This window comes from Arcanobacterium canis, from assembly GCF_029625435.1.
GTDB classification, from domain to species: domain Bacteria; phylum Actinomycetota; class Actinomycetes; order Actinomycetales; family Actinomycetaceae; genus Arcanobacterium; species Arcanobacterium canis.
This window is the reverse complement of sequence record NZ_CP121208.1, coordinates 934479-957772: the sequence shown is the minus strand read 5'-3', so window position 1 is coordinate 957772 and position 23294 is coordinate 934479. Positions and strand designations below refer to the sequence as shown.

The 23294-nt window shown below is 54.3% G+C and carries 19 protein-coding genes and 1 riboswitch; of the genes, 13 read left to right on the top strand and 6 right to left on the bottom strand.

Annotated elements, in window-relative coordinates; genetic code table 11:
- Positions 1–2 precede the first annotated feature (2 nt).
- From coaBC to P7079_RS04265, 8 genes are all read left to right on the top strand, one after another.
- Positions 3–1262: a bifunctional phosphopantothenoylcysteine decarboxylase/phosphopantothenate--cysteine ligase CoaBC gene (coaBC, locus tag P7079_RS04300; protein WP_278012066.1), complete on the top strand. Its 1260-nt coding sequence runs from the start codon at positions 3–5 to the stop codon at positions 1260–1262.
- A 49-nt stretch (positions 1263–1311) separates the two neighbouring features.
- Entirely contained in the window at positions 1312–2505 is a 1194-nt protein-coding gene (metK, locus tag P7079_RS04295) for a methionine adenosyltransferase (protein WP_278012065.1), read from the top strand.
- Between the two features lie 46 nt (positions 2506–2551).
- Positions 2552–4627 (top strand): primosomal protein N' family DNA-binding protein, encoded by a 2076-nt coding sequence (locus P7079_RS04290; protein WP_278012064.1) that lies wholly within the window; start codon positions 2552–2554, stop codon positions 4625–4627.
- A gap of 116 nt (positions 4628–4743) precedes the next feature.
- Complete coding sequence (fmt, locus tag P7079_RS04285; protein ID WP_278012063.1) at positions 4744–5667, top strand: methionyl-tRNA formyltransferase; 924 nt, start codon at positions 4744–4746, stop codon at positions 5665–5667.
- A complete protein-coding gene (locus P7079_RS04280) occupies positions 5660–7099 on the top strand; it encodes an RsmB/NOP family class I SAM-dependent RNA methyltransferase (protein ID WP_278012062.1) in 1440 nt (479 codons plus the stop codon). The genes fmt and P7079_RS04280 overlap by 8 nt, the downstream gene beginning before the upstream one ends.
- Positions 7096–7758, top strand: coding sequence for a ribulose-phosphate 3-epimerase (rpe, locus tag P7079_RS04275; RefSeq protein ID WP_278012061.1), 663 nt, complete (start codon positions 7096–7098; stop codon positions 7756–7758). Before P7079_RS04280 ends, rpe begins: the two co-directional genes overlap by 4 nt.
- A gap of 67 nt (positions 7759–7825) precedes the next feature.
- Positions 7826–7947: riboswitch (FMN riboswitch) on the top strand.
- Between the two features lie 53 nt (positions 7948–8000).
- A complete protein-coding gene (locus P7079_RS04270; RefSeq protein ID WP_278012060.1) occupies positions 8001–8753 on the top strand; it encodes an ABC transporter permease in 753 nt (250 codons plus the stop codon).
- On the top strand, positions 8750–9712 hold the full coding sequence (locus tag P7079_RS04265; protein ID WP_278012059.1) for an ABC transporter substrate-binding protein: 963 nt from the start codon (positions 8750–8752) through the stop codon (positions 9710–9712). The genes P7079_RS04270 and P7079_RS04265 overlap by 4 nt, the downstream gene beginning before the upstream one ends.
- Positions 9713–9772: 60 nt before the next feature.
- On the opposite strand, the gene P7079_RS04260 is transcribed toward P7079_RS04265, so the two are convergent.
- Positions 9773–10888: a DUF3866 family protein gene (locus P7079_RS04260; protein ID WP_278012058.1), complete on the bottom strand. Its 1116-nt coding sequence runs from the start codon at positions 10886–10888 to the stop codon at positions 9773–9775.
- A gap of 35 nt (positions 10889–10923) precedes the next feature.
- Here P7079_RS04260 and P7079_RS04255 point away from each other — a divergent pair, with 35 nt between their 5' ends.
- The 5 genes from P7079_RS04255 to P7079_RS04235 all read left to right on the top strand — a co-directional run bounded on the left by P7079_RS04255 (position 10924) and on the right by P7079_RS04235 (position 18163).
- Entirely contained in the window at positions 10924–11838 is a 915-nt protein-coding gene (locus tag P7079_RS04255) for a helix-turn-helix transcriptional regulator (RefSeq protein ID WP_278012057.1), read from the top strand.
- Entirely contained in the window at positions 11835–12755 is a 921-nt protein-coding gene (locus P7079_RS04250) for a helix-turn-helix transcriptional regulator (protein ID WP_278012056.1), read from the top strand. Before P7079_RS04255 ends, P7079_RS04250 begins: the two co-directional genes overlap by 4 nt.
- Before the next feature lie 304 nt (positions 12756–13059).
- Entirely contained in the window at positions 13060–15648 is a 2589-nt protein-coding gene (locus tag P7079_RS04245) for a DEAD/DEAH box helicase (protein ID WP_278012055.1), read from the top strand.
- 269 nt (positions 15649–15917) lie between these two features.
- Entirely contained in the window at positions 15918–17402 is a 1485-nt protein-coding gene (lnt, locus tag P7079_RS04240; RefSeq protein ID WP_278012054.1) for an apolipoprotein N-acyltransferase, read from the top strand.
- Positions 17399–18163, top strand: a complete 765-nt coding sequence (locus P7079_RS04235; RefSeq protein WP_278012053.1) for a polyprenol monophosphomannose synthase — start codon at positions 17399–17401, stop codon at positions 18161–18163. Before lnt ends, P7079_RS04235 begins: the two co-directional genes overlap by 4 nt.
- Positions 18164–18250: 87 nt before the next feature.
- Here the strand turns inward: P7079_RS04235 and P7079_RS04230 are convergent, their stop codons facing one another.
- The 5 genes from P7079_RS04230 to pepN all read right to left on the bottom strand — a co-directional run bounded on the left by P7079_RS04230 (position 18251) and on the right by pepN (position 23267).
- Positions 18251–18607 (bottom strand): RNA polymerase-binding protein RbpA, encoded by a 357-nt coding sequence (locus P7079_RS04230; RefSeq protein WP_278012052.1) that lies wholly within the window; start codon positions 18605–18607, stop codon positions 18251–18253.
- A 229-nt stretch (positions 18608–18836) separates the two neighbouring features.
- Positions 18837–19352: a MerR family transcriptional regulator gene (locus P7079_RS04225; RefSeq protein WP_278013607.1), complete on the bottom strand. Its 516-nt coding sequence runs from the start codon at positions 19350–19352 to the stop codon at positions 18837–18839.
- A gap of 150 nt (positions 19353–19502) precedes the next feature.
- Positions 19503–20246, bottom strand: coding sequence for a transcriptional regulator FtsR (ftsR, locus tag P7079_RS04220; RefSeq protein WP_278012051.1), 744 nt, complete (start codon positions 20244–20246; stop codon positions 19503–19505).
- Positions 20243–20686: an FHA domain-containing protein gene (locus P7079_RS04215; RefSeq protein ID WP_278012050.1), complete on the bottom strand. Its 444-nt coding sequence runs from the start codon at positions 20684–20686 to the stop codon at positions 20243–20245. Before P7079_RS04215 ends, ftsR begins: the two co-directional genes overlap by 4 nt.
- A gap of 79 nt (positions 20687–20765) precedes the next feature.
- Complete coding sequence (gene pepN / locus P7079_RS04210) at positions 20766–23267, bottom strand: aminopeptidase N (protein WP_278013573.1); 2502 nt, start codon at positions 23265–23267, stop codon at positions 20766–20768.
- Positions 23268–23294: the final 27 nt, after the last annotated feature.

Below are 23294 nucleotides of genomic sequence, written 5' to 3'. Positions count from 1 at the left end.
TCATGACGAGCACCCATGAAAATGCCTCCCGACCGGGAGGCGTTTTTCGACCCCGGATTCTTCTTGGCGTCAGTGGGGGAATTGCTGCGTATAAGAGCGCGATTCTTCTGCGTCGTCTCAAGGAGTGGGGCGCAGACGTTCGTGTGGTTCCCACGCCGGCGTCGCTCGAAATGGTCGGCCGTACCACGTGGGAGGCGCTTTCAGGGCACCCGGCATATGTCCACGTCCCAGAGGAAGCCGACGAGGTGGCTCATGTGCGAACAGGCGCTGCGGCAGATTTGTTTATTGTTGCCCCGGCGACTGCCAATACGATCGCAAAATTAGCTACAGGTATGGCAGACAACATGCTCACTGCCTCTGCGCTGGTGGCAACGTGTCCGCTGATTATTGCGCCAGCGATGCATACGCAGATGTGGGAACACCCGGCTACTGTGTCCAATATTGATCTCCTTGCGTCGCGAGGAGCGATTTTTGCCGGTCCCGTCAGTGGCAGACTGACAGGAGTAGATAGCGGCGCCGGTCGGATGATGGAACCGGAAGATATTGCCTCGATTGCGATTGCCAATCTTGTCTCGCGTGGTTTCTGTGGTGCGACGTCGGATGAGTTGCACGGTGTTCATTTCGTCATTAGTGCAGGCGGAACACGTGAGCCGATCGATCCTGTACGTTTTATTGGCAATCGGTCCTCTGGACGGATGGGGATTGAGCTGGCTCAAACAGCGCTCAAGCGAGGTGCTTGCGTGACGTTTGTTGCCGCCAATATCCCTTCGGCACGTCGTGAACTTCCCGGTGCCACCGTTGTGGATGTGGAAACTGCCGCGCAGCTCCACTCAGCGATGAACGATATCTCGCCATCTGCCCATGTCGTTGTGATGGCTGCAGCAGTGTCGGACTACCGGGTAGCTGCCTCAAAAACCAAGATTAAAAGGCAAGGTCAGCTGCACCTCGATCTTGAAGAAAATCCTGATATTCTCGCCGATCTCGCACACCACCGACGTCGCGATGGACAAGTGGTTGTTGGCTTTGCTGCCGAAACTGGCGACGACACGCACACCGCATATGAGTATGGCGTGGCGAAAGCGAAACGCAAAGGGGCAGATCTCCTGGTGATCAATCAAGTTGGCACGCACTCAGGCTTTGGAGATGTCGATACTGAAATCACAATTGTGGACCCGCATGGCCGTACTATCGGGCACGCTGAAGGAAGTAAACATGAGGTAAGCGTCGCTATTGTTAACGCCATCGTGGCCAACCTTTCATGAGCGCGGTAGCCTTATTTTCGGTGAATTTTTATTTGAACAAGGAGTAACAATGGCGCTGCAGCCTTTTACGTCGGAGTCAGTAACTGAAGGACATCCGGACAAGGTGAGTGACCGCATTTCCGATGCGATCCTTGATGCGATCTTGGCTGAGGATCCTGCGGCTCACGTGGCGGTCGAAACTCTTGTCACCACGGGACAAGTTCACGTGGCTGGCGAAATTACGACTGAGGCATACGTTGAGATTCCGCAGATCGTTCGTGAAGTTGTGTGCGAAATCGGTTACACGTCGTCCGCTGTCGGATTTGACGGCACCTCGTGTGGCGTCTCTGTCTCGATCGACGCACAGTCTCCAGACATTGCCGGAGGTGTTCAGGATTCTCTCGAAGCACGTAGCGGCGGGGAAATTGATCCACTTGATCGTCAGGGAGCTGGCGACCAAGGACTGATGTTTGGCTATGCCACCAATGAAACTCCGCAGCTGATGCCGATGCCCGTGTTTCTCTCGCATCGCCTCGCTGAGCGCCTCACTCAAGTTCGTCGCGGCGGCGTCGTCCCCGGGCTACGTCCCGATGGTAAAACCCAGGTGACGGTTAACTACGACGACGCTGGTGTGCCGGTCTCTCTCGAAACGGTTGTGGTCTCCACCCAGCATGATCCTGATGTCAGCCAGGAATGGCTGGCGAATGCGATTCGTGAGCACGTTGTTCTGCCAGTTCTTACTCAGTTCGCACCGAATTTTGCCGACGATGATTTCACCCTTCTTGTCAATCCTTCTGGTCGCTTCGTTGTCGGCGGTCCGATGGGCGATGCTGGTCTGACTGGACGTAAAATTATCGTCGATACCTACGGCGGAATGGCTCGTCACGGCGGTGGTGCTTTCTCAGGCAAAGATCCTTCCAAGGTTGACCGATCTGCTGCATATGCTGCGCGTTGGGTTGCGAAGAATGTCGTGGCTGCGCAGTTGGCTGATCGTTGTGAGGTCCAAGTGGCGTACGCAATTGGTCGGGCTCACCCTGTGTCTGTTCGCGTGGAGACTTTTGGAACTGAAAAAGCAGACCCGCAACGCATCGCGGCTGCCGTGAACAAGGTTTTTGATCTTCGTCCTGCGGCAATTATTCGTGATCTTGATTTACTTCGCCCGATCTATAAGGCGACGGCAGCTTACGGTCATTTTGGGCGTGACGATGCCGATTTCACGTGGGAGCGTACAGATCGAGTCAAGGATCTTCTTGCTGCTCTGTGACAAGTGATCGGCAAAAAGTGTCCTACCCCTATGACACAATTGCCTTATGGACGAAGTTGACGATCTTTTCTCACTCGGGGAGGCGCAGGCACAAGAGGAACTGCTTGCGCTAGAACCTGTGCGGCGGACGCTGACAGGCGATGTTGAGTCGCCTGTTGCGCATGTGCGGCTGGATATGCCTCAGCCGCACATGGATCGTACTTTCGACTACGAGATCCCTCAGAAGTTTGCTTCCGTCCCAGTGGGGGCACGCGTCGTCGTTCCTATTGGACAGCGGAAAGTTGATGCGTTTGTCGTTGCCCGCGATTCACAAACGACGGTCTCAGGGGCATTGCGTCCACTCGCACGTGTCTATTCCGATCTTCCCGTTCTCAGCAAAAATGTTGAACGGCTGTGTGAAGTCATCGCACAACGGCAAGCTGCGTCGGTTGCTGACTGTTTACGTCTGGCGGTTCCTCAACGTCATGCGCGAGCAGAAAAAGAATTCGTCACGTGTGATGCACCAAAATTCGACCTGCGAATGGCGCCTCAAACTTGTGGAGTCTGGGATCAGTACGCCGGTGCGGCAGACTTTATTGCTCACATTGGTCACCGTGGTGCAGCGTCAGTTCGACTAGCACCAGCACACAAAATTGTGCAGATGGTCAAGCCTATTGTTGAGACGACCCTGAGCCGTTCAAAGAGCATTCTCATCGTTGTTCCAACACCAGTCATAGCGAATTCTCTTGCGCGTCAACTTGCTGATCTGGATGAGCCTATCGCTGTGATGACTTCGCAGACAGATCAGGCGCAGCGTTATACCCAATTCCTTGCTGTCCGGTTCCACCACGCGCGAATTGTCATTGGCACACGAAACGCAGCATGGGCGCCGATTGAAAATCTTGGGTGTGCAGTCATTGTTGATGATCACCACAGTGCCATGCGTGAACCGCGTAGCCCGTATATTCACGTGCGTGAGCTATTACGGGTTCGATGCGAGCTAGAAGACGCTACGTTCATGTCGTTGAGCTATGCGCCGTCGTTGCCTCTCATCCATGCGGCACGTCAGGGTGAAATCGAGTTGATTGAACCGTACGTGTGGAACCACTCAACATCTGTCCACGTCCTCGATGCAGCCGACTTCGTTTATGAATCTGCTCCATGGTCACGTATGCCATCGTCCGTTTTTTCAGTCATTCGCTCTGGGCTCGAAAAGGGGCCAGTACTTGTGACAGTGCCACGTGCTGGGTATATCCCGCTGGTGGCTTGCGCTCGATGCCGACAAATTGCTTCTTGCTCTCAATGCGGCGGGACTCTGGAAATTGATTCGCCCCAGGCTCCTCCACATTGCCATGTCTGCGCTGCACCAGCGATCCCATTTAGGTGTCCAAACTGCCATTTTACAAAGTTGCGTGCTGTGCGGATCGGTTCCCATCGCACTGCACAAGAAATTGGTCGTGCATTTCGTGACGTTCCCATCCATCTTAATCGAGTCGGCGAATCTATTTCCCAGGTTGATGGGAAGCCAAAAATCGTCGTTTCTACCCCGGGCGTTGCCCCAGCGACGGTCGATGGTTACGCTGCCGGTGTCGTTCTCGATGCGGGCTACCTGTTACATTCGGTAAATCTTGACGCCGAGACCTACTTTCTTCGATCTGTGGCGCATATTGCTGCCAGAATTAAACCGAGGAATCAGGGTGGCAAACTTCTTGTTGTCGGAGACGTTCCTCATCAACTTATTTCGTTGGTTACTTCCTCATGGGATGCCTGGGCGCGCAAGGCACTCATTGAACGTGAGACATTGAGCCAACCGCCTGTCTCGGTTTGGTGCGAAGTGACGGGTGAATGGGACGATCTGCGCACGTTCCTGTCAATACTGAGGACTCGTGCCCTAGCGTCTGGTCTCGAACTCGATCATGAGGTTCCTCTTGAAGCTATTTTGATAGGTGGAGCTCACGGGGTCATCCCTGGGATGAGTGTGTTAGGGCCTCAGCCGGCACGTGGAGCCCAGCGCACTATTTTCCTTCGATTCGATGAGAATCTTCGCGTCCATAGGACGTCGCTCATTCGTGCCGCCATTCGCGAGGTTTCTGCCGCTCATGCTGCTCCCACATTACGTGTGAAAATGGACGCCATGTTGTGACATGAATGTACCACCTGGAAAGGCACAGCCACGCAGATACACTGATGTGGACGTGATTTTATGCAAGAAGGATTCATTCGATTCGGCATTGAGCATAATGGCAGTAGAATGGACGCGTGCGAATTATCTTTGCTGGAACTCCTGAAACATCCGTGCCGTCTCTCCGTCTGCTTGCAGAAAAACATGAGGTTATTGCTGTACTCACGCGTGAGCCTGCGCCAGTGGGGCGCAAACGCGTGCTGACGGCCTCACCCGTCCACGCTGCTGCAGAAGAACTTGGCATCCCAGTGTTGACTCCGAAGAGTCTCAAAGGCGCCGAGATCCATGAGCAGATCTTACAACTTGCGCCAGAAGCTGTTGCCGTGGTTGCTTACGGTCTCATTATTCCCAAAACTCTTCTTGATGTTCCCACGCATGGGTGGATCAACCTTCATTTCTCAGCTCTTCCGCGTTGGCGTGGTGCTGCACCTGTTCAGTACGCCATCATGCATGGTGATAGTGAGATCGCTACGTCCGTTTTCCAGATCGAAGCCGGTCTTGATACCGGAGATGTGTTTGATATTGAGTCCTTCCCGCGCGATCAGCAATTGACGGCAGGCGAAACTCTCGAAAAGCTTGCTCTGGCGGGAGCCGCGCAACTGTGTCGCACTCTCGATCACCTCGAAGCAGGAACGGCTGTTGCGACACCGCAAGTGGGTGAACCGACTCATGCCCCGCAGCTCACCTCGGCGGATGCACGGGTGAATTTTTCATGGAGTGCCGAGCGCATCGCTAATATGATTCTTGGAACGACGCCGTCCCCAGGTCCGTGGACAACAATTGATGGTGCGCGCGTTAAGCTCGGACCCGTGACTATTCTCAACGAGACCTCACTGAACCCAGGTGAGGTCAAACTCGTCGGAAAACGGGCGATTGCTGGCACCGGAACCACTGATGTGGTGTTGAGCCAGGTGGCTCCCGCAGGAAAGAAACATATGCCAGCAGCTGATTGGTTGCGCGGCCTCAAAGGCGAGACACGATTCGAGGTAGGCAATGTCTAAGGAACGTCCCTCTCACTGGGTTCCGGGCCGTTCGGCGTCGGACAAAGCACGATTGGCTGTCTTTAATGTCCTCATGGACGTCGAAGCCGACGGTGCCTATGCAAATATCGTTCTGCCACGACAGCTACGATCGTGGCACTTCGGACGTCGTGATTCCGCATATGCGACGAATCTGGCCTACGGCACCCTGCGTTTGCAAGGCCGATGGGATGCTATCCTTGAGCACTGCATGGGCGGACGTCGTATTGAGGATACCGACCTTCCAGTTCGTGTCTTGCTGCGCATGGGTACCCACCAGCTTCTCGAATTTGGTACAGCGCCTCATGCTGCTGTCAACGAGACAGTCACTCTGACGCGCAATGAAATTGGCACGGGTGCGTCAAAATTTGTCAATGCAGTTCTTCATCGCGTATCTGAACGTAGTGTGAAGGAATGGCAAGAAATTATTCGTGCCGATGCTGGTGGAAAAGCAAATTCTGTCGCGTTCCTTTCACGATGGTTTTCTCATCCTGGGTGGATCATTCGGGCACTGTCCCAAGCTCTCAATGCGTCAGGCCGACCACACAAAGACATCTTGAAAGTCCTCAAGGCAGATAACACGCCGGCTCACGTTGCTCTTGTTGCTCGTGCAATCACACTGGGCGACCTTGAAGCAGATATCGAACGTGGGTCGATGACGTCCGCTCCTGGAAAACTTGTTGATTCGGCACTTTTGTTAACATCTGGTGCGCCTCATCGAGTCTTTGCTGTCAAGGATGGGCTGGCTGGCGTCCAGGATGAAGGGTCACAACTGATTGCACGGACGCTTGCTAACGCGCCGCTAGAAGGACGTGATCAGCTCTGGCTCGATATGTGTGCAGGGCCAGGTGGTAAAACCGCGACACTTGCCTCCTACGCGGCCAAACGTGGTGCGAGGATTCACGCCAACGAAATTCATGAGCATCGTGTGAATCTCGTTGCCGATTCAGTGCGCTACTGGAGCAACATCGTTGATCTGCGTTTAGGTGATGGAACGGAAATTGGTGCGCAGGAACCCCAGGCATATGATCGCATCTTGATCGATGCGCCGTGTACGGGAATTGGGGCGCTCCGACGTCGGCCGGAAGCTCGTTGGCGCAAGGAGGCCGGTGATGCTCTCGACTTGGCAGTCCTCCAAGGTAAGTTACTCGATTCTGGATATGCTGCGCTACGTGAGGGCGGCGTGATGTGCTACTCGACCTGCTCGCCGTACCTGACGGAGACGCGTTCTGTTGTGGAGTCATTCCTCGAGCGCACGGATGCACAGCTTATCGACGCTGGCCCCATCGCATCGGCCCAAGCGAAGATGACGATTGATTCTGCTGACAAAATGGTTCAACTGTGGCCTGATCTTCATCACAGCGATGCCATGTTCTTTGCCCTGATCACAAAGCCGTCAAAGGAGAGCGCATGAGTGTTCGTATTAGTCCCTCGATCCTCAATTCTGACTTCGCCAACCTTTCGAGCGAACTGGCGAAAATTTCCAATGCTGACTGGGTACACGTGGATGTCATGGACAATCATTTCGTCCCGAATCTCACGCTCGGTATGCCTGTGGTTGAATCGATCGCACGCGCTACTGAGCTCCCGATTGACGCTCATTTGATGATTGAAGATCCCGATCGGTGGGCGCCGTCATTTGTGGATGCTGGGGCCCAGTCGGTGACCTTCCATGCTGAGGCAGCAGCTGCACCACTACGTCTTGCCCGTGAGCTTCGCGCCATGGGCGCTCGCGCAGGTATCGCTCTCAAGCCAGCGACACCGATTGAACCGCTGCTCGACATTTTGGATGAATTCGACATGATCTTGATCATGACGGTGGAACCCGGTTTCGGCGGCCAGAAGTTCATCGACTCGATGATGGCGAAAGTCTCACGCACACGCGAGGCAGTGCGTAAGAGTGGACTCGACGTCTGGATTCAGGTCGATGGTGGCATTTCACGTTCCACAATTGAACGTGCTGCCGACGCCGGAGCGGACACATTCGTTGCAGGCTCGGCTGTTTTCGGTGCTGCTGACGCCTCTGAAGAGATCGAAACATTGCGAGCATTAGCAAGCACGCATACGCACTGAGAGGTTTACTGCGCTCGGCGAAATTTTGATCATGATTCGAACTCGTGTGCTATAACTAGCAGTGAAGCAAATGCTCCGGGGGTCAGTGTAAGTCTGAACCGGCGGTGAAAGTCCGCGAGCCCGCATCTGCGGGTTGACGAGGTGAAATTCCTCGACCGACGGTTAAAGTCCGGATGGGAGGAGCATGTGCCCGTCTTTCGTTGCGGGCGCACACCCCGGGTCAGTGCTCGGGAGGATATAAAATGCGCCGCTTTTTCGCACCTTTTGCATTCGGTATTGGGTGCATTGTGCTGTGGGTGCTTTTAACCTCTACCGGCACTGTGGGAGCGTGGGCGCTCCCGAGCCCATTCGACGTTGTGCGTCGACTCTACGAAGGATTTGCGGCAGGTATTTATCTTCCCATGACCGCTCAAACCCTGAGCGAAGCCGTACTGGGATCTGTTATTGCAGCCAGTATCGGGATTCCTGTTGGTTTCGCAATTGCCAATTGGCGTTTGGTGTCGGAAATTTTCGAACCGTATCTTGCTGCATCCCAAGCTATCCCTGCCGTGGCTGTTGCCCCCATCCTCGTGACGTGGGTCGGCTATGGAACCGTGTCCATTGTGTCGCTGGTTGTGGTGATGGTCATTTTCCCGATCATCGTTTCAACCGCCGTCGGTGCGCGAGGCGTCGATCCAGAAGTGATCGGAGCAGCACGAGTGGACGGTGCCGGCTCGCTCAAGCTCTGGTGGAATATCCAGCTACCGCTGGCATCGCCGGGGATCCTTGCCGGGGTGAGAACAGGCTCCACATTATCGATGACCGGTGCTGTGGTGGGAGAGATGGTCATTGGTGGAGGTACTGGCCTGGGTATCAATCTTGTCTCGGCTCAGAACTTTGGTGACATTCCTGGAATGTTTGCTCTCGTGGCAATTCTGGCGGTCACAGCGATCGCTATCTACTTAGTTGTGCGGGGCGTTGAGCATCGACTCGCGCTGGCACTGTTTGGAGAATGATGAAGAAAATCCTAGGAACAATTGTCGCTGTTCTCGCTCTTATGGCAGGCTGCGCAGCACCAACAGCACCAACAGCACCGACGTCGGCAGATCCAGCAGTGACGTTTGGACTGACCTATATTCCCGACGTTCAATTTGCGCCCGTCTACGTTGCCAAAGAGAAGGGTTACTTCGCCGACGCCGGCATCGACGTTACGTTGCGTCACCATGGAGCGCAAGAGGCTCTTTTCGGAGCTCTTGCTTCGGGAAAAGAGGACGTTGTTTTTGCTGGCGCTTCAGAGATGCTTGTTGCCAGAAGTACAGGGACTGACGTGGTGAACTTTGCAACCTTGTATCAGAAGTATCCAGTAGTGGTGATTGTGGGGAAAGATTCTCCCATCAAGTCGCTCGAAGATCTCAACGGCAAAACGATCGGAATGCCGGGCAAATATGGCGAAAACTATTTCGCATTTTTGGCGTTGAAAGCGCGTGGCATCCATGCCACACCGCAGTTTATTGGATACACACAAACTGCTGCCCTATCAACTGGGAAAGTAGACGCAGTACTCGGTTACGCCAACAATGACGCTGTCTCGATGTCACATGCAGGCTTCCCGGTTCGCACGATTTCGCTCGGTGACCTGCCATTGATTTCTGTGGGGCTTGGTTCAATGGCACAGAAAGTGCCAGCATCAACTCAAAAAGCACTCGTCGATGCGCTTCAGAAGGGTGCAGATTTTGCTGCTCAACACCCGCAAGAGACTCTCGATATCGTCACACAATATGTTCCTGCACTCGTCGATCATGCGCAGCGTGAAAATGCGAAAAATGTTCTCGCCCAAACGATGACGCTTTACCAAGGCGGAGAATTTGGCGGACAAGATAGACAAAAGTGGACCAAGATGACGGAATTTCTGGAAAAGTCGGGGATACTCAAGAACCACATTGACGCAACAAAAGCCTTTGTCGAACTGAAATAGATTGCTGTGGCGGGGTGGGCAAACCAGACAGACACCCCGCCACGCATGTCTGTATTTCCCTTATTCGGGTGTTGTGCGTGGTATGCGCTTGCCTGCACTGATGCCTGCCACACCTGCAGCAATAAAAGAGAGCGGATCCTGCTCCAGGCCACGTCCCATTGATCGTAGGGGAGCGGGCGCGTTTTTCAGAGTATCAACTAGCCCACGGGTCGAGATCCGATCGATGAGATATCGGCCTGAGAGTTCGTCGATTTGATTCTCCATCTTGTCAACGGCTCTTCGGTCGATCTGGGCGATCAGCGGATCTTGGGTATCGAGGGCAGGCGCTGAAACAATGGCATTGACGTGAACAACATCGGTGAGGACACGCATCGTGTGATGTGAAATTCCGCGGTGCCGTTCGCGCGGGTCAGCATCCGAGGCACGCAAACATGCAATCGGTTGGCCGCCTAAGACTGCAGCTGCATTGATCGCTTCACCCATTTGAGTCCCTGAGAAACCCCACTTCGTTCCTGTGCCCGCGTTTCCGGGCCCCTGGGCGATGACGGCGACATCGGCTTTCCATACGAGACGTGCAGCGAGCAGGGCTGTGTGGATGTTAATCGCTTCAAGCTCACCACCATAGGATTGGCCCGCTGTGATCGTGCCAAGAATATGCCCAGCGTCGGTCATCGACCGTGCAGTCTGGGAAAACCATGCCGGAAGTGCGGCGCCGTCGGTCTGGATATAGGCAACGCGTGCCGCAGGCTCTGTTTTGTGAATTCCAGCGACAATTGCCGGAAGTGCCGAATGGAGATCAGCAGCAACAACAGGCATCCCATCGATCGAATCTGCATCTTTCAGCAACTCGAAATACGGCGATTCCTGCTCATCAACTGATTGCACCATGAATTGCATAGGTGTGTACCGAGCTTTCATGATGTGCCCGGGGGATGGGGGAGGATCTGTCGGGAGTCGGTCAGGGATAGCAACGATCAGCATGTATCCGCCGGTTCCTAAACCACGAGAGACTGCCGAGGCGGAGAGCAAAACGCGATCCCCTATCTGCGGCAATCCAACTTGTGGGACATACGCCAGTGCGCGGGCTTCGCCATCGGCGCCAAGCGACACCGTGAACTCGATGGCTGCGCCCCACGACTTGCGTTCAGCTACGATTGTTCCTTCTCTCCACATCATCACGTCTCCAAGAGTAGTGCACTAAAGTGGAAACCATGAGTAATAAGAGGACTGCGTCTCAACGACGACTCGCACTTTTAGCGTATCTGCGCACGACGCGGCCCACGATCAATCACATAATGGCGCTGCCGACATATGCAGATTATTTGCCAGGTCCGACGCTCAAACGTCTCATTGCTCGGGATATCGCTGACTTACGTAAGGCAGGATATGAAGTGAGTGTTCAGGGCAGTGAGTATCGCTACGTGCTGAACACCACTGGAGCAATCGATATAACGGGCGCTGGAGTCGAACTTGGCGTTTTGCGTGACTACCTCGATCATCGTGCGCTCTCGATACCGGGTGAAACTGCGCAATCGGGGTTGCATAAGCTTCTTGCAGAAGGTCGCAACGGCGCCTCATCAGGGGTGTACACCGCAAGCGTTCCGACGGGGGACGAGGCTCCTCGCATTGCGCACGCGATCTCTCGCGGGAAAAGGATTGCTTTTACTTACGATTCCACCCGTGGACAGCGCCGGTATGTGCTGGAGCCATGGCAGATCAGCGTCAACTTCGGCGCTTTTTATGTTCGAGGGGAGCTTGTCCAGATCGGGAGTAAAAGCGTCTCTGGTGTGAGAATTTTTAAGGTTGATCGTATTGAGGGGGAAGTTCTTGTCACTGAAAATGCGATCACATCGCAGCCAGTTGCAGTTGAGGATGCATTCTCCCTCATCGATGCGGTTGTTGATGTCAAAGCCGGCACATGTATGCCCTTGTACGCGCGCGCTACCGAGGCAGTTGATCCGAGCCCACATCAAGGATGGGATCGATTAGATCTTCGCCAAATTTCACGTGATGAACTTTTCGAACTCCTTATTTTCTATGGAGTTGATATCCGACTCGTTGGCCCTGATGCCATACGTGACGACTTCGTGGCGCGTCTGCGTCACGCGGTGGAGGTAACGCAGTGATAAGTCTTTCACGCCAACTTGCCATGATGGCATATCTTGATGCAGCGCCAGCATCGATTTCCCAACTCGCACAGCATTTCTCGGCACCTGTACAGGTAATTCGCGCTGAACTGGAAGAAATTTTTCTCACTGAAATTAATGACTCTGCCGGTGCCTACAGTCCGTGGGATTTGGATATTCCTGAGAGCAACGATGAATTTGTGACTTTCGTTGGACATGTGCAGACGCCGATGATGACTCTTGGCGAACTCATGTCCGTCCTTGCTCTTTTGGACAATGTCTTGGAAGCATCCGATGAGTACACCGCCCACTACCTATTGACATTACGCGAGAAACTGGTGGAGGCAGGAGACCGCGCAGGATACGCATCTGCTCTGTGGGCACCACCGGTAAGGCGGATCCGTGCCGACGTGATGAATACCCTTGTGAACGCCAAACGGCAGCGCAAACGAGTCCAACTCGAATATTGGGTCAATGACGGCCTGCGCGCACATCCGAAAATCTACGACGTCGGGATTATCGACATATGTGCTAGTAGCTCAGCCTACGTCACGGCCGACGTCGGGGATCGCCACCTGCGTCACTTTCGCCTCGATCGTATTGGCAACGTTGAGATCACTGACACCAAGTTTTCTGGACGTGATGCGAAGACTGCGGTGAAATCCGCAACCGAAAGAGAAACACCGTTTGGCCCTGTGGCTTCGATTGTCGTTCGGCCGACTGGACGCTGGGTGGCACAAACAGCGCCAGTGGAAGAAACGACTGGCACGGATCCGCTCACTATTACCCTTCGAGCACGTGATTTTTGGCTGGCAACTGTGTGCGTTCGTTTAGGACAGGATCTCATCGAGGCGAAGTCACACAGTGTCAACGCGCAATTGACCCAGCTTCTGGCACATTATGAGGAGAGTCAATGATCTGGTGGATTCTTGGAATCGGGATTGCTGTTCTGAGCGTGTATTTCGCCAGATCAGTTATGAGAGTGTGGCACAGCGGAAAACACGTGGTGCATTTTGTGTCCGACTTTGGCACGGCAGTAGCACACATCAGAACAGAAACAAGACACGATCCTGATCGAGGAGATACACGCGAGCGACAAGCATTTGCACGAGCCACGCGCGAGCGCATCCGTCACGAGCGGGCCACTGGTCGCGAGCGGCGTTTGCACAACGCCCTTGCCCGGTGGCCACAAGCACAAGAAAATTTCGAAAAGAGAACACAGTGAGCACGATCGCCCAAAATTTTGCCGATGACTACGCTCATCGCGGTATTGTTCTCGACCCCTTCCAAATCGAGGCGATTGAAGCTCTCGAACGTGGCATGGACGTCTTGGTATGCGCACCGACAGGTTCGGGAAAGACGGTGGTGGCTGAGTTCGCCGTCGAAATGGCCCTGGCACGCCTTTCTCGTTGTGTCTACACGGCTCCAATTAAGGCGCTGTCTAACCAGAAGTATAAAGATTTATCTGCACGTCTTGGTGAAGAAAACGTCGGGCTTCTGACAGGAGACGTGACAATCAATCGCGATGCCCCAATCATCGTCGTCACCACCGAAGTATTGCGCAATATGCTATTCTCGCGTGACGCAGGCGTGGCGGACATTGGCTACGTCGTCCTCGACGAAGTACACTATCTGGGTGATGCATCACGCGGCCCCGTGTGGGAGGAAGTGATTTTACAACTTCCCTCGCATGTGCGACTCGTTTCGCTCTCAGCAACGGTTGCGAATATTGAAGAATTTTCCGGGTGGTTGCGTTCTGTCCGCGGCCTGACGTCGGTGGTGGTGTCCACTGTGCGTCCGGTTCCTTTACAACAGTTTCTTGCCCGCGGACGCTCACTGATACCGATCGATTCTGGTGTTCCGGCTCGCAAACCTCGCCAAGAGACGGGTTTTCGGCGTCGTGAGCGTCAAGCGGTCAATCCTGCCCGACGTCGTCGGCTCATTGAGTCATTGGATGAACGTGGACTTTTGCCGGCGATCGAGTTTATTTTCTCGCGCAAAGGCTGCGATCAGGCGGTGGCAGATTTTCTCGACAGTGGCGTGACCCTGAACTCTCCTGATGCACAACGGGAAGTTGATCGACGCGTTCGCGCCGTTCGTGAGACGCTGACATATGCAGACGCGAAAGCAGTCCGGTGGGGTTTTTGGGCGAAAGCGATGCGCCGTGGTTTTAGCGCACACCATGCCGGTATGTTTCCTGCCCTGAAGGAACTCGCTGAGTCTCTGATGGATGCCGGTTTGCTGAAATTGGTGTTCGCTACAGGAACATTGGCTTTAGGAATCGATATGCCGGTATCGACCGTTATTATCGACCAGTTGCGCAAGTTCAACGGCGAAGATTTTGTCAATCTCACGGCGACTGAATACACGCAGCTTATTGGCCGCGCTGGAAGGCGAGGAAAGGATGACATTGGTACCGCCGTCGTCATCGATACCGACGATCTGGATTATGAAGCGCTTGGAGAGCTTGCGGCGGGTCAGATCGAACCGCTGATCAGCGCTTTCTTCCCGTCCTATAACACGGTGGTGAACCTTCTATCGAACTATTCGTGTGAGCAGGCCCGCCAGATTATGGCGACATCATTCGCGCAGTATCAGCGCAATGCCGATCTTGGCCAGGTCCAGGGACGGCTTGCGCGTGTGCGGAGCCGGCTCGCCGACGTCGAAAACGAACTTGCCAACGAATGTGTCCGTGGCGATGTGGTGGAGTATCTGCGTCTGCGCGCGGGTGCGTCGCGTGCCTCGAAAGCCCAGCGACGACAAGCGAAAGCTGAGTACCAGAGTCGGATCCGTCAGTCGTATGCTGAGGCTAGTACAGGCCAGCTTTATGCATACGCTATCAGTGGTGAGCTTGAATATGCGCTTGTTCTTTCGGTCGGGCGCGGAAAACTTCGTGTGATCAATGCTTTTGGCGAAATGTACTGGCTGCGTCTGGAAGACCTGTCTGCTCAGATGCGGCATTTAGGAGCTGTTGAGATTCCATTTGGGCGTTCACTCAAGGATGCCGATGTGCGTGAACAGCTGGCTGAATCAATCATCGCCGCTGTAGATGAGCGTAGTGAACTCGGGGTAGACCGAGACTTGATGGGATCGTGGGATCGTTTCGCGGTCCGGGAGAACGCCGAATTGATCGCACATCCTGTTCACACATGTCCTGATTTAGCCCAACATCTTGCACGAGGTGAAGAATTGGTTTCACTCGATGCACGAATTGTTGAGCTTGAGAACATGGCCACCAACTTCGACGATTCGGTTGCTCGAGAATTCGATGCTACCGCCTCTGTCTTGGAACGCATTGGATACCTTCAGCGCCACGGCGAGAAGCTTGTGCCGAGCGCCGGAGCGTATGTGTTGAAGGGGATCCACAATGAGGCAGATCTGCTGGTGTGCCTCTCGCTTGCGGCTCCCGATATGCGTGACCTTACTCCGGCTGAGTTTGCCGGCGTCGCAAGCGCCTTCCTGTGTGACCGGCGGCTGGGAAGCCGCCCACCGACGTCGCCGACGTTGCGGGGTTCGTGGCGAATGATCGGTGCGAATGTCGATTACTTGCTGACGCTGGAGGCCGATGCTGGTATTTCCCGTACCCCCGATCCTTTCCCAGGAGCAATGGGCGCAGTGGCACGGTGGGCCGACGGCGGTGAACTCGAGAGTGTGCTGCGTGAAGGACGGCTTGTTGTTGGTGATTTCATCTCGGCAATGCGACGATTGATTGACCTTCTGGGACAAATTGAGTCCGTGGGGGATGGGCTGTGGTTTGGACAGACGGCTGGAGAAGCAAAGAGGAAACTGAAGCGCTGGGATTGGCTGTAGGCGACACGCCGACGAACACTCCGACCGTCAGAAAGTGATGTACGGCATATCTATTGGTGTGCTGGGGAAATGTCCGTTCACACTGAGAAACACTGCGATCTGGGTTTGATTATTCAGCGATGTTCCCCGTACCGTGGAACTACGCGATGAGCTGTGAAGCGAGTCCCGCGGCGTTCGATAGAAAACGTGACACAGAGTCAACAACTGTGACGGTCCGAGGAACGTTGCGGGGCTCGCTGTTTTCTCTTTTCCACCCTTATCCTTAAGTGGTGAAAAACTTTTTCGTCTCCTGCATTCTCGCTCTCAGTGGAGGAATAGCGCAATGGTGTGCCGGGCAACCGCTCGGCTGGTGGCCCTTGTCCTTTTTCGGCCTTGCAGCGCTGTGGTTCGTCACGGTGCGTGGGAGTGCAAAGTCTGGAGCTTGGTGGGCTCTGGTATGGGCAACGACATATTTCCTCTTGCTCTTTGACTGGGCTGCATCAGCGGCACACACCGTTCTCGCACAGATTGCACTTTCACTGCTTGAAGCTTTGTTCATCGTTGTTGTGGGAATTTTGTGGAACGGTTGTGCCCAGGTGTTGCGGTGGGGAGCGGCTCCGTGTGCCGCTCTCATCTGGGTGGCAATTGAATACCTGCGTTCGACCTGGCCCCTGGGAGGTATGCCGTGGGGGAGCGTGGGATATACCGTCGTTGAATCACCACTGGTGAATCTTGCGCCCTATGGATCTGTGGCGCTAGTTTCCTTCGTGACGGTTGCAATTTCGGTTGCGCTCGGACAGGCACTGATGTCGAGACGAGGTTTTGCAATCATTGCATCGGGTGTGCTTTCCATCAGTACGATTGTTGCGTGTATTTTTGTTCCGATTGGCGCGTCTCCAGTCGGGACTCTCGACGCTGCGATTGTGCAAGGCTCGGTTCCCAACCCTCCAGGTGAGGATCGAGCGTTGCAAGTGACCCGCAATCACGTTGCGGCCGCACTGAAGATCGTGTCAACAAAACACGATCTGGTCCTCTTGCCTGAGTCCACCTCAGATCTCGATTTTCGCCGCGATTCCGACGCCGGTGCGATTATTTCTGAGCTGACCCGAGCGACGTCGGCACCAATTTTGCTGGGCTCGCAGAGCTTTTCAGGTAACACGAGGCTTAATGAGTATGTTTACCTTGACGGAGGGAAAGTGGCGCATAGCTATGCGAAGCAACACCCAGTTCCCTTCGGTGAATACATTCCTTATCGAGATCTCTTGAGAAAAGTCACCACGGCTGTGGATCAAGTCGCAGTGGATATGGTGCCGGGACATGCGCAGGCCTTGATCAATGTCCATCTCGCTGATCGCACAGTTCCTGTGGCTACCCCGATCTGTTTTGAAATTGCCGATACGAGCGTCGTTGCACAAGCAATCAGATCGGGCGCTCAACTCATTGTCGCTCCGACAAACAATGCTACGTTCCAAGGTACGGGTGAGCCGTCACAACAATTTGCGATTGCGAAGTTCCGAGCGATCGAATTTGGTCGCACTGTTGTTCAAGTGGCAACCTCGGGTATTAGTGGAGTGATTGACGCGCGCGGAAACACTGTCTATCGCGTTGTTGATAACGTTCCGGACGCGCGTGTGGTGGCATTGACGCTATCGGCACAGAAAACTTTTGCGGCGACCACTGAAGAACAACGAGTCATGATACTCGGCGTTCTGGGATCCATTAGCGGTATCGTGGCTGTCGGAGGACTTCTACGCAAGAGAAAGGAACGCGTATGAGCGTGCTGATCTGTATTCCGACCTACAACGAAAAAGAAACGCTTCCGGTTGCTGTTGAGCGGACATTTAATGCGGTTCCTGATGCACACGTTTTGGTGATTGACGATTCGTCCCCTGATGGAACGGGGGAACTCGCTGATGACTTAGCAGCGAATGATCCTCGTATCCATGTTCTGCATCGAAAAGAAAAGAATGGGCTGGGGCGCGCCTATCTCGAAGGATTCACGTGGGCAGCGGAGCGTCACTACGACTACGTCGTAGAAATGGATGCAGACGGATCTCATCGTCCGCAGCAATTGCCGTTGTTACTTGAACGTGCCTACGCTTCCGATGCTCCCGATCTGGTGATTGGTTCTCGCTGGACCCACGGTGGGGAAGTGGTGAACTGGTCAAAGGCGCGAGAGGTTCTCTCACGCGGTGGAAACCTTTATATTAAGTTGTGGTTGGGACTGCCGGCAAAGGATGCCACGGCAGGTTATCGTGTCTACCGCACTGATACATTGATGAAAATTGATTTTGATTCGGTGCAATCAGCAGGCTATTTCTTCCAAGTCGATATGACGGAAAAGGTTCATCGCCTCGGTGGCCGCATCGTGGAAGTTCCGATCTCCTTCCATGAGCGAGAAGCAGGAGAATCAAAAATGAGCGGATCTATTGTGAGTGAAGCCTTGATCCGTGCGACGAAGCTTGGAGTGGCGCATCGCGGGGAACAGCTGAAATCACTGGTCACAACTGTTCGTGAGCGTCTGACAAAGAAGTAATCAGATCTGCACATTATGTCAGTTGTGGCCGTTGGAACGTCAAGTTCCAACGGCCACAACTGTTGATATTGAAATATCGCAGTGAAATCAGTGCTGAGGGCGGCGTGCGCGCAGTTTGCCAGTGCGCAAGAGTTCGAGACGTTCATCGAGGAGAACCTGAAGTTCTTCAAGGGAACGGCGCTCGAGGATCATGTCCCAGTGGGTACGCGCGGGCTTCATCTTCTTGTTTTCTTCGATTCCGCCGCCACGAAGAAGATCGGCCATTTGACCACACTTGCATTCCCATTTTGCTGGAGCTTCAGCATCGGCAGCAAGGGTGACGAAAAAACGATGTCCATTTGGGCAGAGGTATTCTTCTTCACGGCGTTCAACAAAAGCGACTCCGGCATCTGACTCAAGAGAATTTGCGCCGATCTTCATGCCGCGCAGTGAGCGTTCCGCCATATTTCCTCCTAGGTAAAAACTTCTGTCACCACTATTTTAGAGGCGTTAGTTGACGCTGAATAGTGTGCAACTGCCGAGTGGCGCCAACGCAGGCAAAAGTAGCTCGTGGCTGCGGCTGGCTATTTCTCTATTTGGCCGATAATGTACATTATGTCAAAATAGAGAAGAGAAAAGATCAGGCGGACCGGGTTACTATTCCCCACTCCGCCTGACGGATCTTAAGAGAAAATTAACTTGCGTTAGAACGCTTAACCGCACGACGCGCTGCGAGTTCGTCAATGACTTGATGCTCAAGCGACTCAGGGTGAAGCTCGGAAAGCGAACCTTCAACTTCACGCCATACTCGGCCAACCGCAATACCAAAAACTCCTTGGCCGCCGTTAATCAAGTCGATGACTTCGTCGTCGGATGTACACAAGTACACTGAGGCGCCATCGGACATGAGAGTAACCGCGGTGAGGTCTTCCACGCCGTACTCACCGAGCTGATCGACAGCGACACGGATCTGCTGCAATGACACACCGGTGTCAAGTAGGCGTTTAACAACTTTCAGCACCAAAATATCGCGGAAAGAATACAGACGTTGAGATCCTGAACCAGATGCGCAACGAATTGTGGGCTCAACGAGTCCGATACGATCCCAGTAATCGAGTTGACGGTACGTGATACCGATGGCACGGCAAACTGCTGGGCCGCGGTAGCCGGACTCATTATCTAGATCCGGCAGCGTGTCGCCAAAGAGCATTCCTTGTGCTCTTTGTGGGTGAACCTCGCTCACGTCGTCTCCTATCACTTATTAAGTACAGCGTTAAGTGTAGCGCTTAGAGAGAACTTGAGGGGTGAACGGCGTGTTTCACCAGCATGTCTCAAGTTGTACTTGAGGTTTTGTCTCTCGTTAGCGTAACTCGACGTCGATGCTCTCCAATAACAGTGCTCTGTAGGCATGGGACATCAATGTGGCCAGCTCCCCTGCCTCCGAAATGACACGTTCACGAAAGACCGGCGTGGATTTTGCTCGATCAGATTCGAGTGTCGAAACGGCGTTGACTGCGTGGGCGCGCGCAGCGTTACGGATTGACCGAATTTTTCGCAGATTGAGGCCCTTCTCCCCCAACATCCTCACGTAACGAACGATATCCACAGCATGAGTGGTCAGTCGCCCACGGGAATCAGGAACGAGGAGCGTGGCGTCAATGAGCTGTTCGATCTGCGCGATTGAGGCACCTGTCAGTTGGGCCAGTTCGTCCTTATGCAGACGCGTGCCTGGTTGAGGCTTCACGATCTCATTGTCTGCCAAGACGCGCATACGACTCGGGTGTGCTCGTTCGACGAGACCCGTATCGAGTTGCTTGAGCATTTCCTTGATCTGCGGGAGGGATGTGTAACGGTCACGTTGCTCAATGAGAATGAAACGCAACCGTTCGACGTCGGCAGCAGAATACAGACGCTGATTAGACGCCGTGCGGTGTGGTACTAAAAGTTCAAGTGACTCAAAGTATCGCAACTTTGAGGCCGCGAGGTAAGGGAATTCCGTTCCGAGGGTGTCGAGAACTTCGCCGATTTTCAGGCTCGGTTCATGTGAAACCTCGTGCGGCCACGACGTCAATAATTCGGGCGCAACCTGTGGTTGTGCTCTCACTTATGTGCATCCTTTAACGGCGAATCGTAGAAAGTGAGAGCAAATTTCCCAATACGAACTTCGTCGCCATCAGCGAGCTTAGCTTCGTCCACCAACTCGCGATTGACATAGGTGCCGTTGAGAGAGTGGGAATCACGCACGAAGAATTCCCCGTTTTCACGGACAAACTGAGCATGTTTACGAGACACGGTCACGTCGTCAAGGAAAATATCCTGGCGGGTTGAACGGCCAGCTGTCGTGATGTCAGAGTTGAGGAGGAAACGAGCTCCCTCGTTTGGTCCTGACAGAACGATAAGCAGTGCAGAATCAATAGGGAGATTCGAAATTGCGACGCGATCATCCGCACTCAGTGCGCGAAGCTGTGGATGCTCAGTCGGTGTTCCAAGAACAATGGCCGAGAACTTTGATGTCTGGCTCGGGTCATTCGAAAATTCGCTCATATGCGTTTCCCCCTCCGTTATCTGAACGTAACTTTAGCCGATTCGTGGCCGGGGTGCACGGTCGCACCCCGGCTTGTGATCACTGGAAAGTTCTTTGGATTGTGAGCTTGCGTTCGTGATCGTCAGCCTCATCCAGGATGAGCTTGCGCAGCGCTCCTGGAGCTTCGTGATGAGCCTCCAGCCATGCATAAGCCGCAGCCAGATCGTCGCTTTGGTCCAGATCTGAGGCCGGGTAAAGGCCGTACAGAATCCGTTCAGCGATTTCCTGGGAGAACTTGTCCCAGATCTCGGTTGCTCGGTCGAAGTAGCGTGGCAAGGCGGCTCTCGCCTCGTCGGCTCCTGTTGGATGGGCAAAACCATTGATCAGGGCTTGAGCCTCGAGATTGGAATTTTCACCGTTGAGCAAACGGTCAAGCGTTGTGGCACGTGTTCCCGGCATGAGGGACATCGCTTCGAGGTGTGCCACCTGATCGGCTGACGACCCTGAAGCGCGAAGCTCCGCTTCGAGCTCAGCCTCCCCTGCCACACCCAGCGCAGCGAGAGCTTTGAAATAGCCCCAGCGCAGATCCTGATCGGTGGTTTTTTCAAGTAATTCGCGAAGCACGGAGCCGGAGCGCGGCACCATCGTTGCCGCACGTGCGAGAGTCCGCGACCAGGTGGTGTGGGCATCCGTCCCCGGCTCCAAACTTTCGACGTTTGCACGAGCTCCGTCATAGAGCTGTTCAATCAGCTCGTGTCGAAGGTTTGGATGTGCCAAATGCAGGGCAACGGAGAGAGCAGCCGTGGTGCGCTGCGAGAGTAAACTTGGCTGAGCAGTCGGCTGCGACAAGACGAAGGTGACGTATTGACGTGGATTGAGTCGTGCATCGCGGACCATCTGCCATAGTGCTGTGGACACAACGGAACGCGTCAATTCGTCATCGACGTCAGATTCAAGCACTGCGTCGAGGGAACGCTCGTCGAGAGCAATCTTGGCGTACGTCTGTGCGCCAGCGTTTGGAACGAGAGCATCGACGTCGGCGCCTCCGAGTGATTCCCATGCAATAACGACGTCGGTGGTCAGTTCGACCTGAACGTTTGCGACAGTGACGAGAGTGTTTCCTTCTTTGCGCAGCGACTGGACGGAGAATCGGTGCGGACGCGTGATTGGGGTACCGTGGCTGTCAGTACCTTCTTGGATCAGGCGTAGACCCTCAGGGGTGCGTTCTGCACGAATGGTGGAAACAGAGGTGGATTGGAGCCACTGGCGTGCCCATTCAGAGAGGTCTCGGTTTGACGCGACCTCAAGTTCATGGAGGAGATCCTTGAGCGTTGCGTTAGCGAACTTGTGCGCCTGGAAATATGTCCGTGCGCCAGCGAAGAAGGCGTCCTGGCCAACAAAAGCAACAAGCTGACGGAGCACTGCAGCGCCCTTGGCATAAGTGATGCCGTCAAAGTTTTGATCGGCAGCTTCGAGGTCTGGAATATCAGCGACGATAGGATGGGTCGTTGGACATTGGTCATTGGCCATTGCCCAGGAGATTCGAGCACCTGCGAAGGCGGACCATGCCTCGGTGAATTCCGTTGCCTCAGCTGATGCCCAGGCCCCCATGAACTCTGCGAATGATTCCTTGAGCCACAGATCATCCCACCACTGAGGCGTGACAAGATCACCGAACCACATGTGGCTCATCTCGTGGAGAATGGTATTGGCGCGTCCAGCATACTGTGCGCGAGTAGCGGCACCGCGGTAAATGTAAGCATCTTCGTTGAACGTGACAGCGCCAGGATTTTCCATTGCGCCGAGATTGTACTCAGGGACAAAGATCGAATCGTACTTACCCCATGGATAAGGCATACCGAAGGCCGCCGGGAAAGTAGCCAGGCCCTGCTTCGTGATCAGAGCAACAGCGTCGGCGTCGAAGAACGGAGCGAGCGTCTTGCGGGTGTAGAAGCCAAGTGCAATACCGTCGTACTCATCGGCAAAACGTGCATAGGGGCCTGCAATAAAAGCTGTCAGGTAGGTTGACATGCGCTTGGTGTCCTGGAAGCCAAAGCGCATCAACGCGGTTCCTTGTGAATTTTCGCCCGCAGGGCGCGAGTTCACTTGGCGTTCGTTCGAAATAACCGTCCACGACGCCGGCGCAGTCATCGAGATGAGGAAGCTTGCCTTGAGATCAGGTTGTTCGAAATTTGGAAAAACGCGGCGGGCGTCTGCTGGCTCAAACTGGCTATAGAGGTAAGTTTCACCGTCGGCGGGATCGACGAATCGATGGAGCCCCTCCCCTGTGCGCGAATAGACGGCTCGGCCGCGAACTTCGATTTCATGATCACCAGCGGTCAATATCGGGAGAGTCACCCGGGCGCCGTCGAACTGTGGGGTGAAGATTTCTTCGTCGATGCGGACAAAGCTGACCGATTCGCCAATGAAGTCCATAAAGGTCTGGATATCTTTGTGCGCCGTTAACTGCACGACTGTTGAGGTCGGGAAAGTGCGCTGCGATGTCGTTGACTCGGAAAGGTCGAGGTGGATGCGATAGGTTGCAATCTCAAGTGCGCTAGAGCGCGCCATAGCCTCGAATCGTTGCAAGTTTTCAGTCATAACTACATATTCAACTCGTCATAGAGT

What these genes read in the sequence shown, in the direction of transcription:
- coaBC (WP_278012066.1), top strand. Translation starts at nt 3, where the DNA reads ATGACGAGCACCCATGAAAATGCCTCCCGACCGGGAGGCGTTTTTCGA.
- metK (WP_278012065.1), top strand. Translation starts at nt 1,312, where the DNA reads ATGGCGCTGCAGCCTTTTACGTCGGAGTCAGTAACTGAAGGACATCCG.
- P7079_RS04290 (WP_278012064.1), top strand. Translation starts at nt 2,552, where the DNA reads ATGGACGAAGTTGACGATCTTTTCTCACTCGGGGAGGCGCAGGCACAA.
- P7079_RS04280 (WP_278012062.1), top strand. Translation starts at nt 5,660, where the DNA reads ATGTCTAAGGAACGTCCCTCTCACTGGGTTCCGGGCCGTTCGGCGTCG.
- rpe (WP_278012061.1), top strand. Translation starts at nt 7,096, where the DNA reads ATGAGTGTTCGTATTAGTCCCTCGATCCTCAATTCTGACTTCGCCAAC.
- P7079_RS04270 (WP_278012060.1), top strand. Translation starts at nt 8,001, where the DNA reads ATGCGCCGCTTTTTCGCACCTTTTGCATTCGGTATTGGGTGCATTGTG.
- P7079_RS04265 (WP_278012059.1), top strand. Translation starts at nt 8,750, where the DNA reads ATGATGAAGAAAATCCTAGGAACAATTGTCGCTGTTCTCGCTCTTATG.
- P7079_RS04260 (WP_278012058.1), bottom strand. Translation starts at nt 10,888, where the DNA reads ATGATGTGGAGAGAAGGAACAATCGTAGCTGAACGCAAGTCGTGGGGC.
- P7079_RS04255 (WP_278012057.1), top strand. Translation starts at nt 10,924, where the DNA reads ATGAGTAATAAGAGGACTGCGTCTCAACGACGACTCGCACTTTTAGCG.
- P7079_RS04235 (WP_278012053.1), top strand. Translation starts at nt 17,399, where the DNA reads ATGAGCGTGCTGATCTGTATTCCGACCTACAACGAAAAAGAAACGCTT.
- P7079_RS04230 (WP_278012052.1), bottom strand. Translation starts at nt 18,607, where the DNA reads ATGGCGGAACGCTCACTGCGCGGCATGAAGATCGGCGCAAATTCTCTT.
- P7079_RS04225 (WP_278013607.1), bottom strand. Translation starts at nt 19,352, where the DNA reads ATGCTCTTTGGCGACACGCTGCCGGATCTAGATAATGAGTCCGGCTAC.
- P7079_RS04215 (WP_278012050.1), bottom strand. Translation starts at nt 20,686, where the DNA reads ATGAGCGAATTTTCGAATGACCCGAGCCAGACATCAAAGTTCTCGGCC.
- pepN (WP_278013573.1), bottom strand. Translation starts at nt 23,267, where the DNA reads ATGACTGAAAACTTGCAACGATTCGAGGCTATGGCGCGCTCTAGCGCA.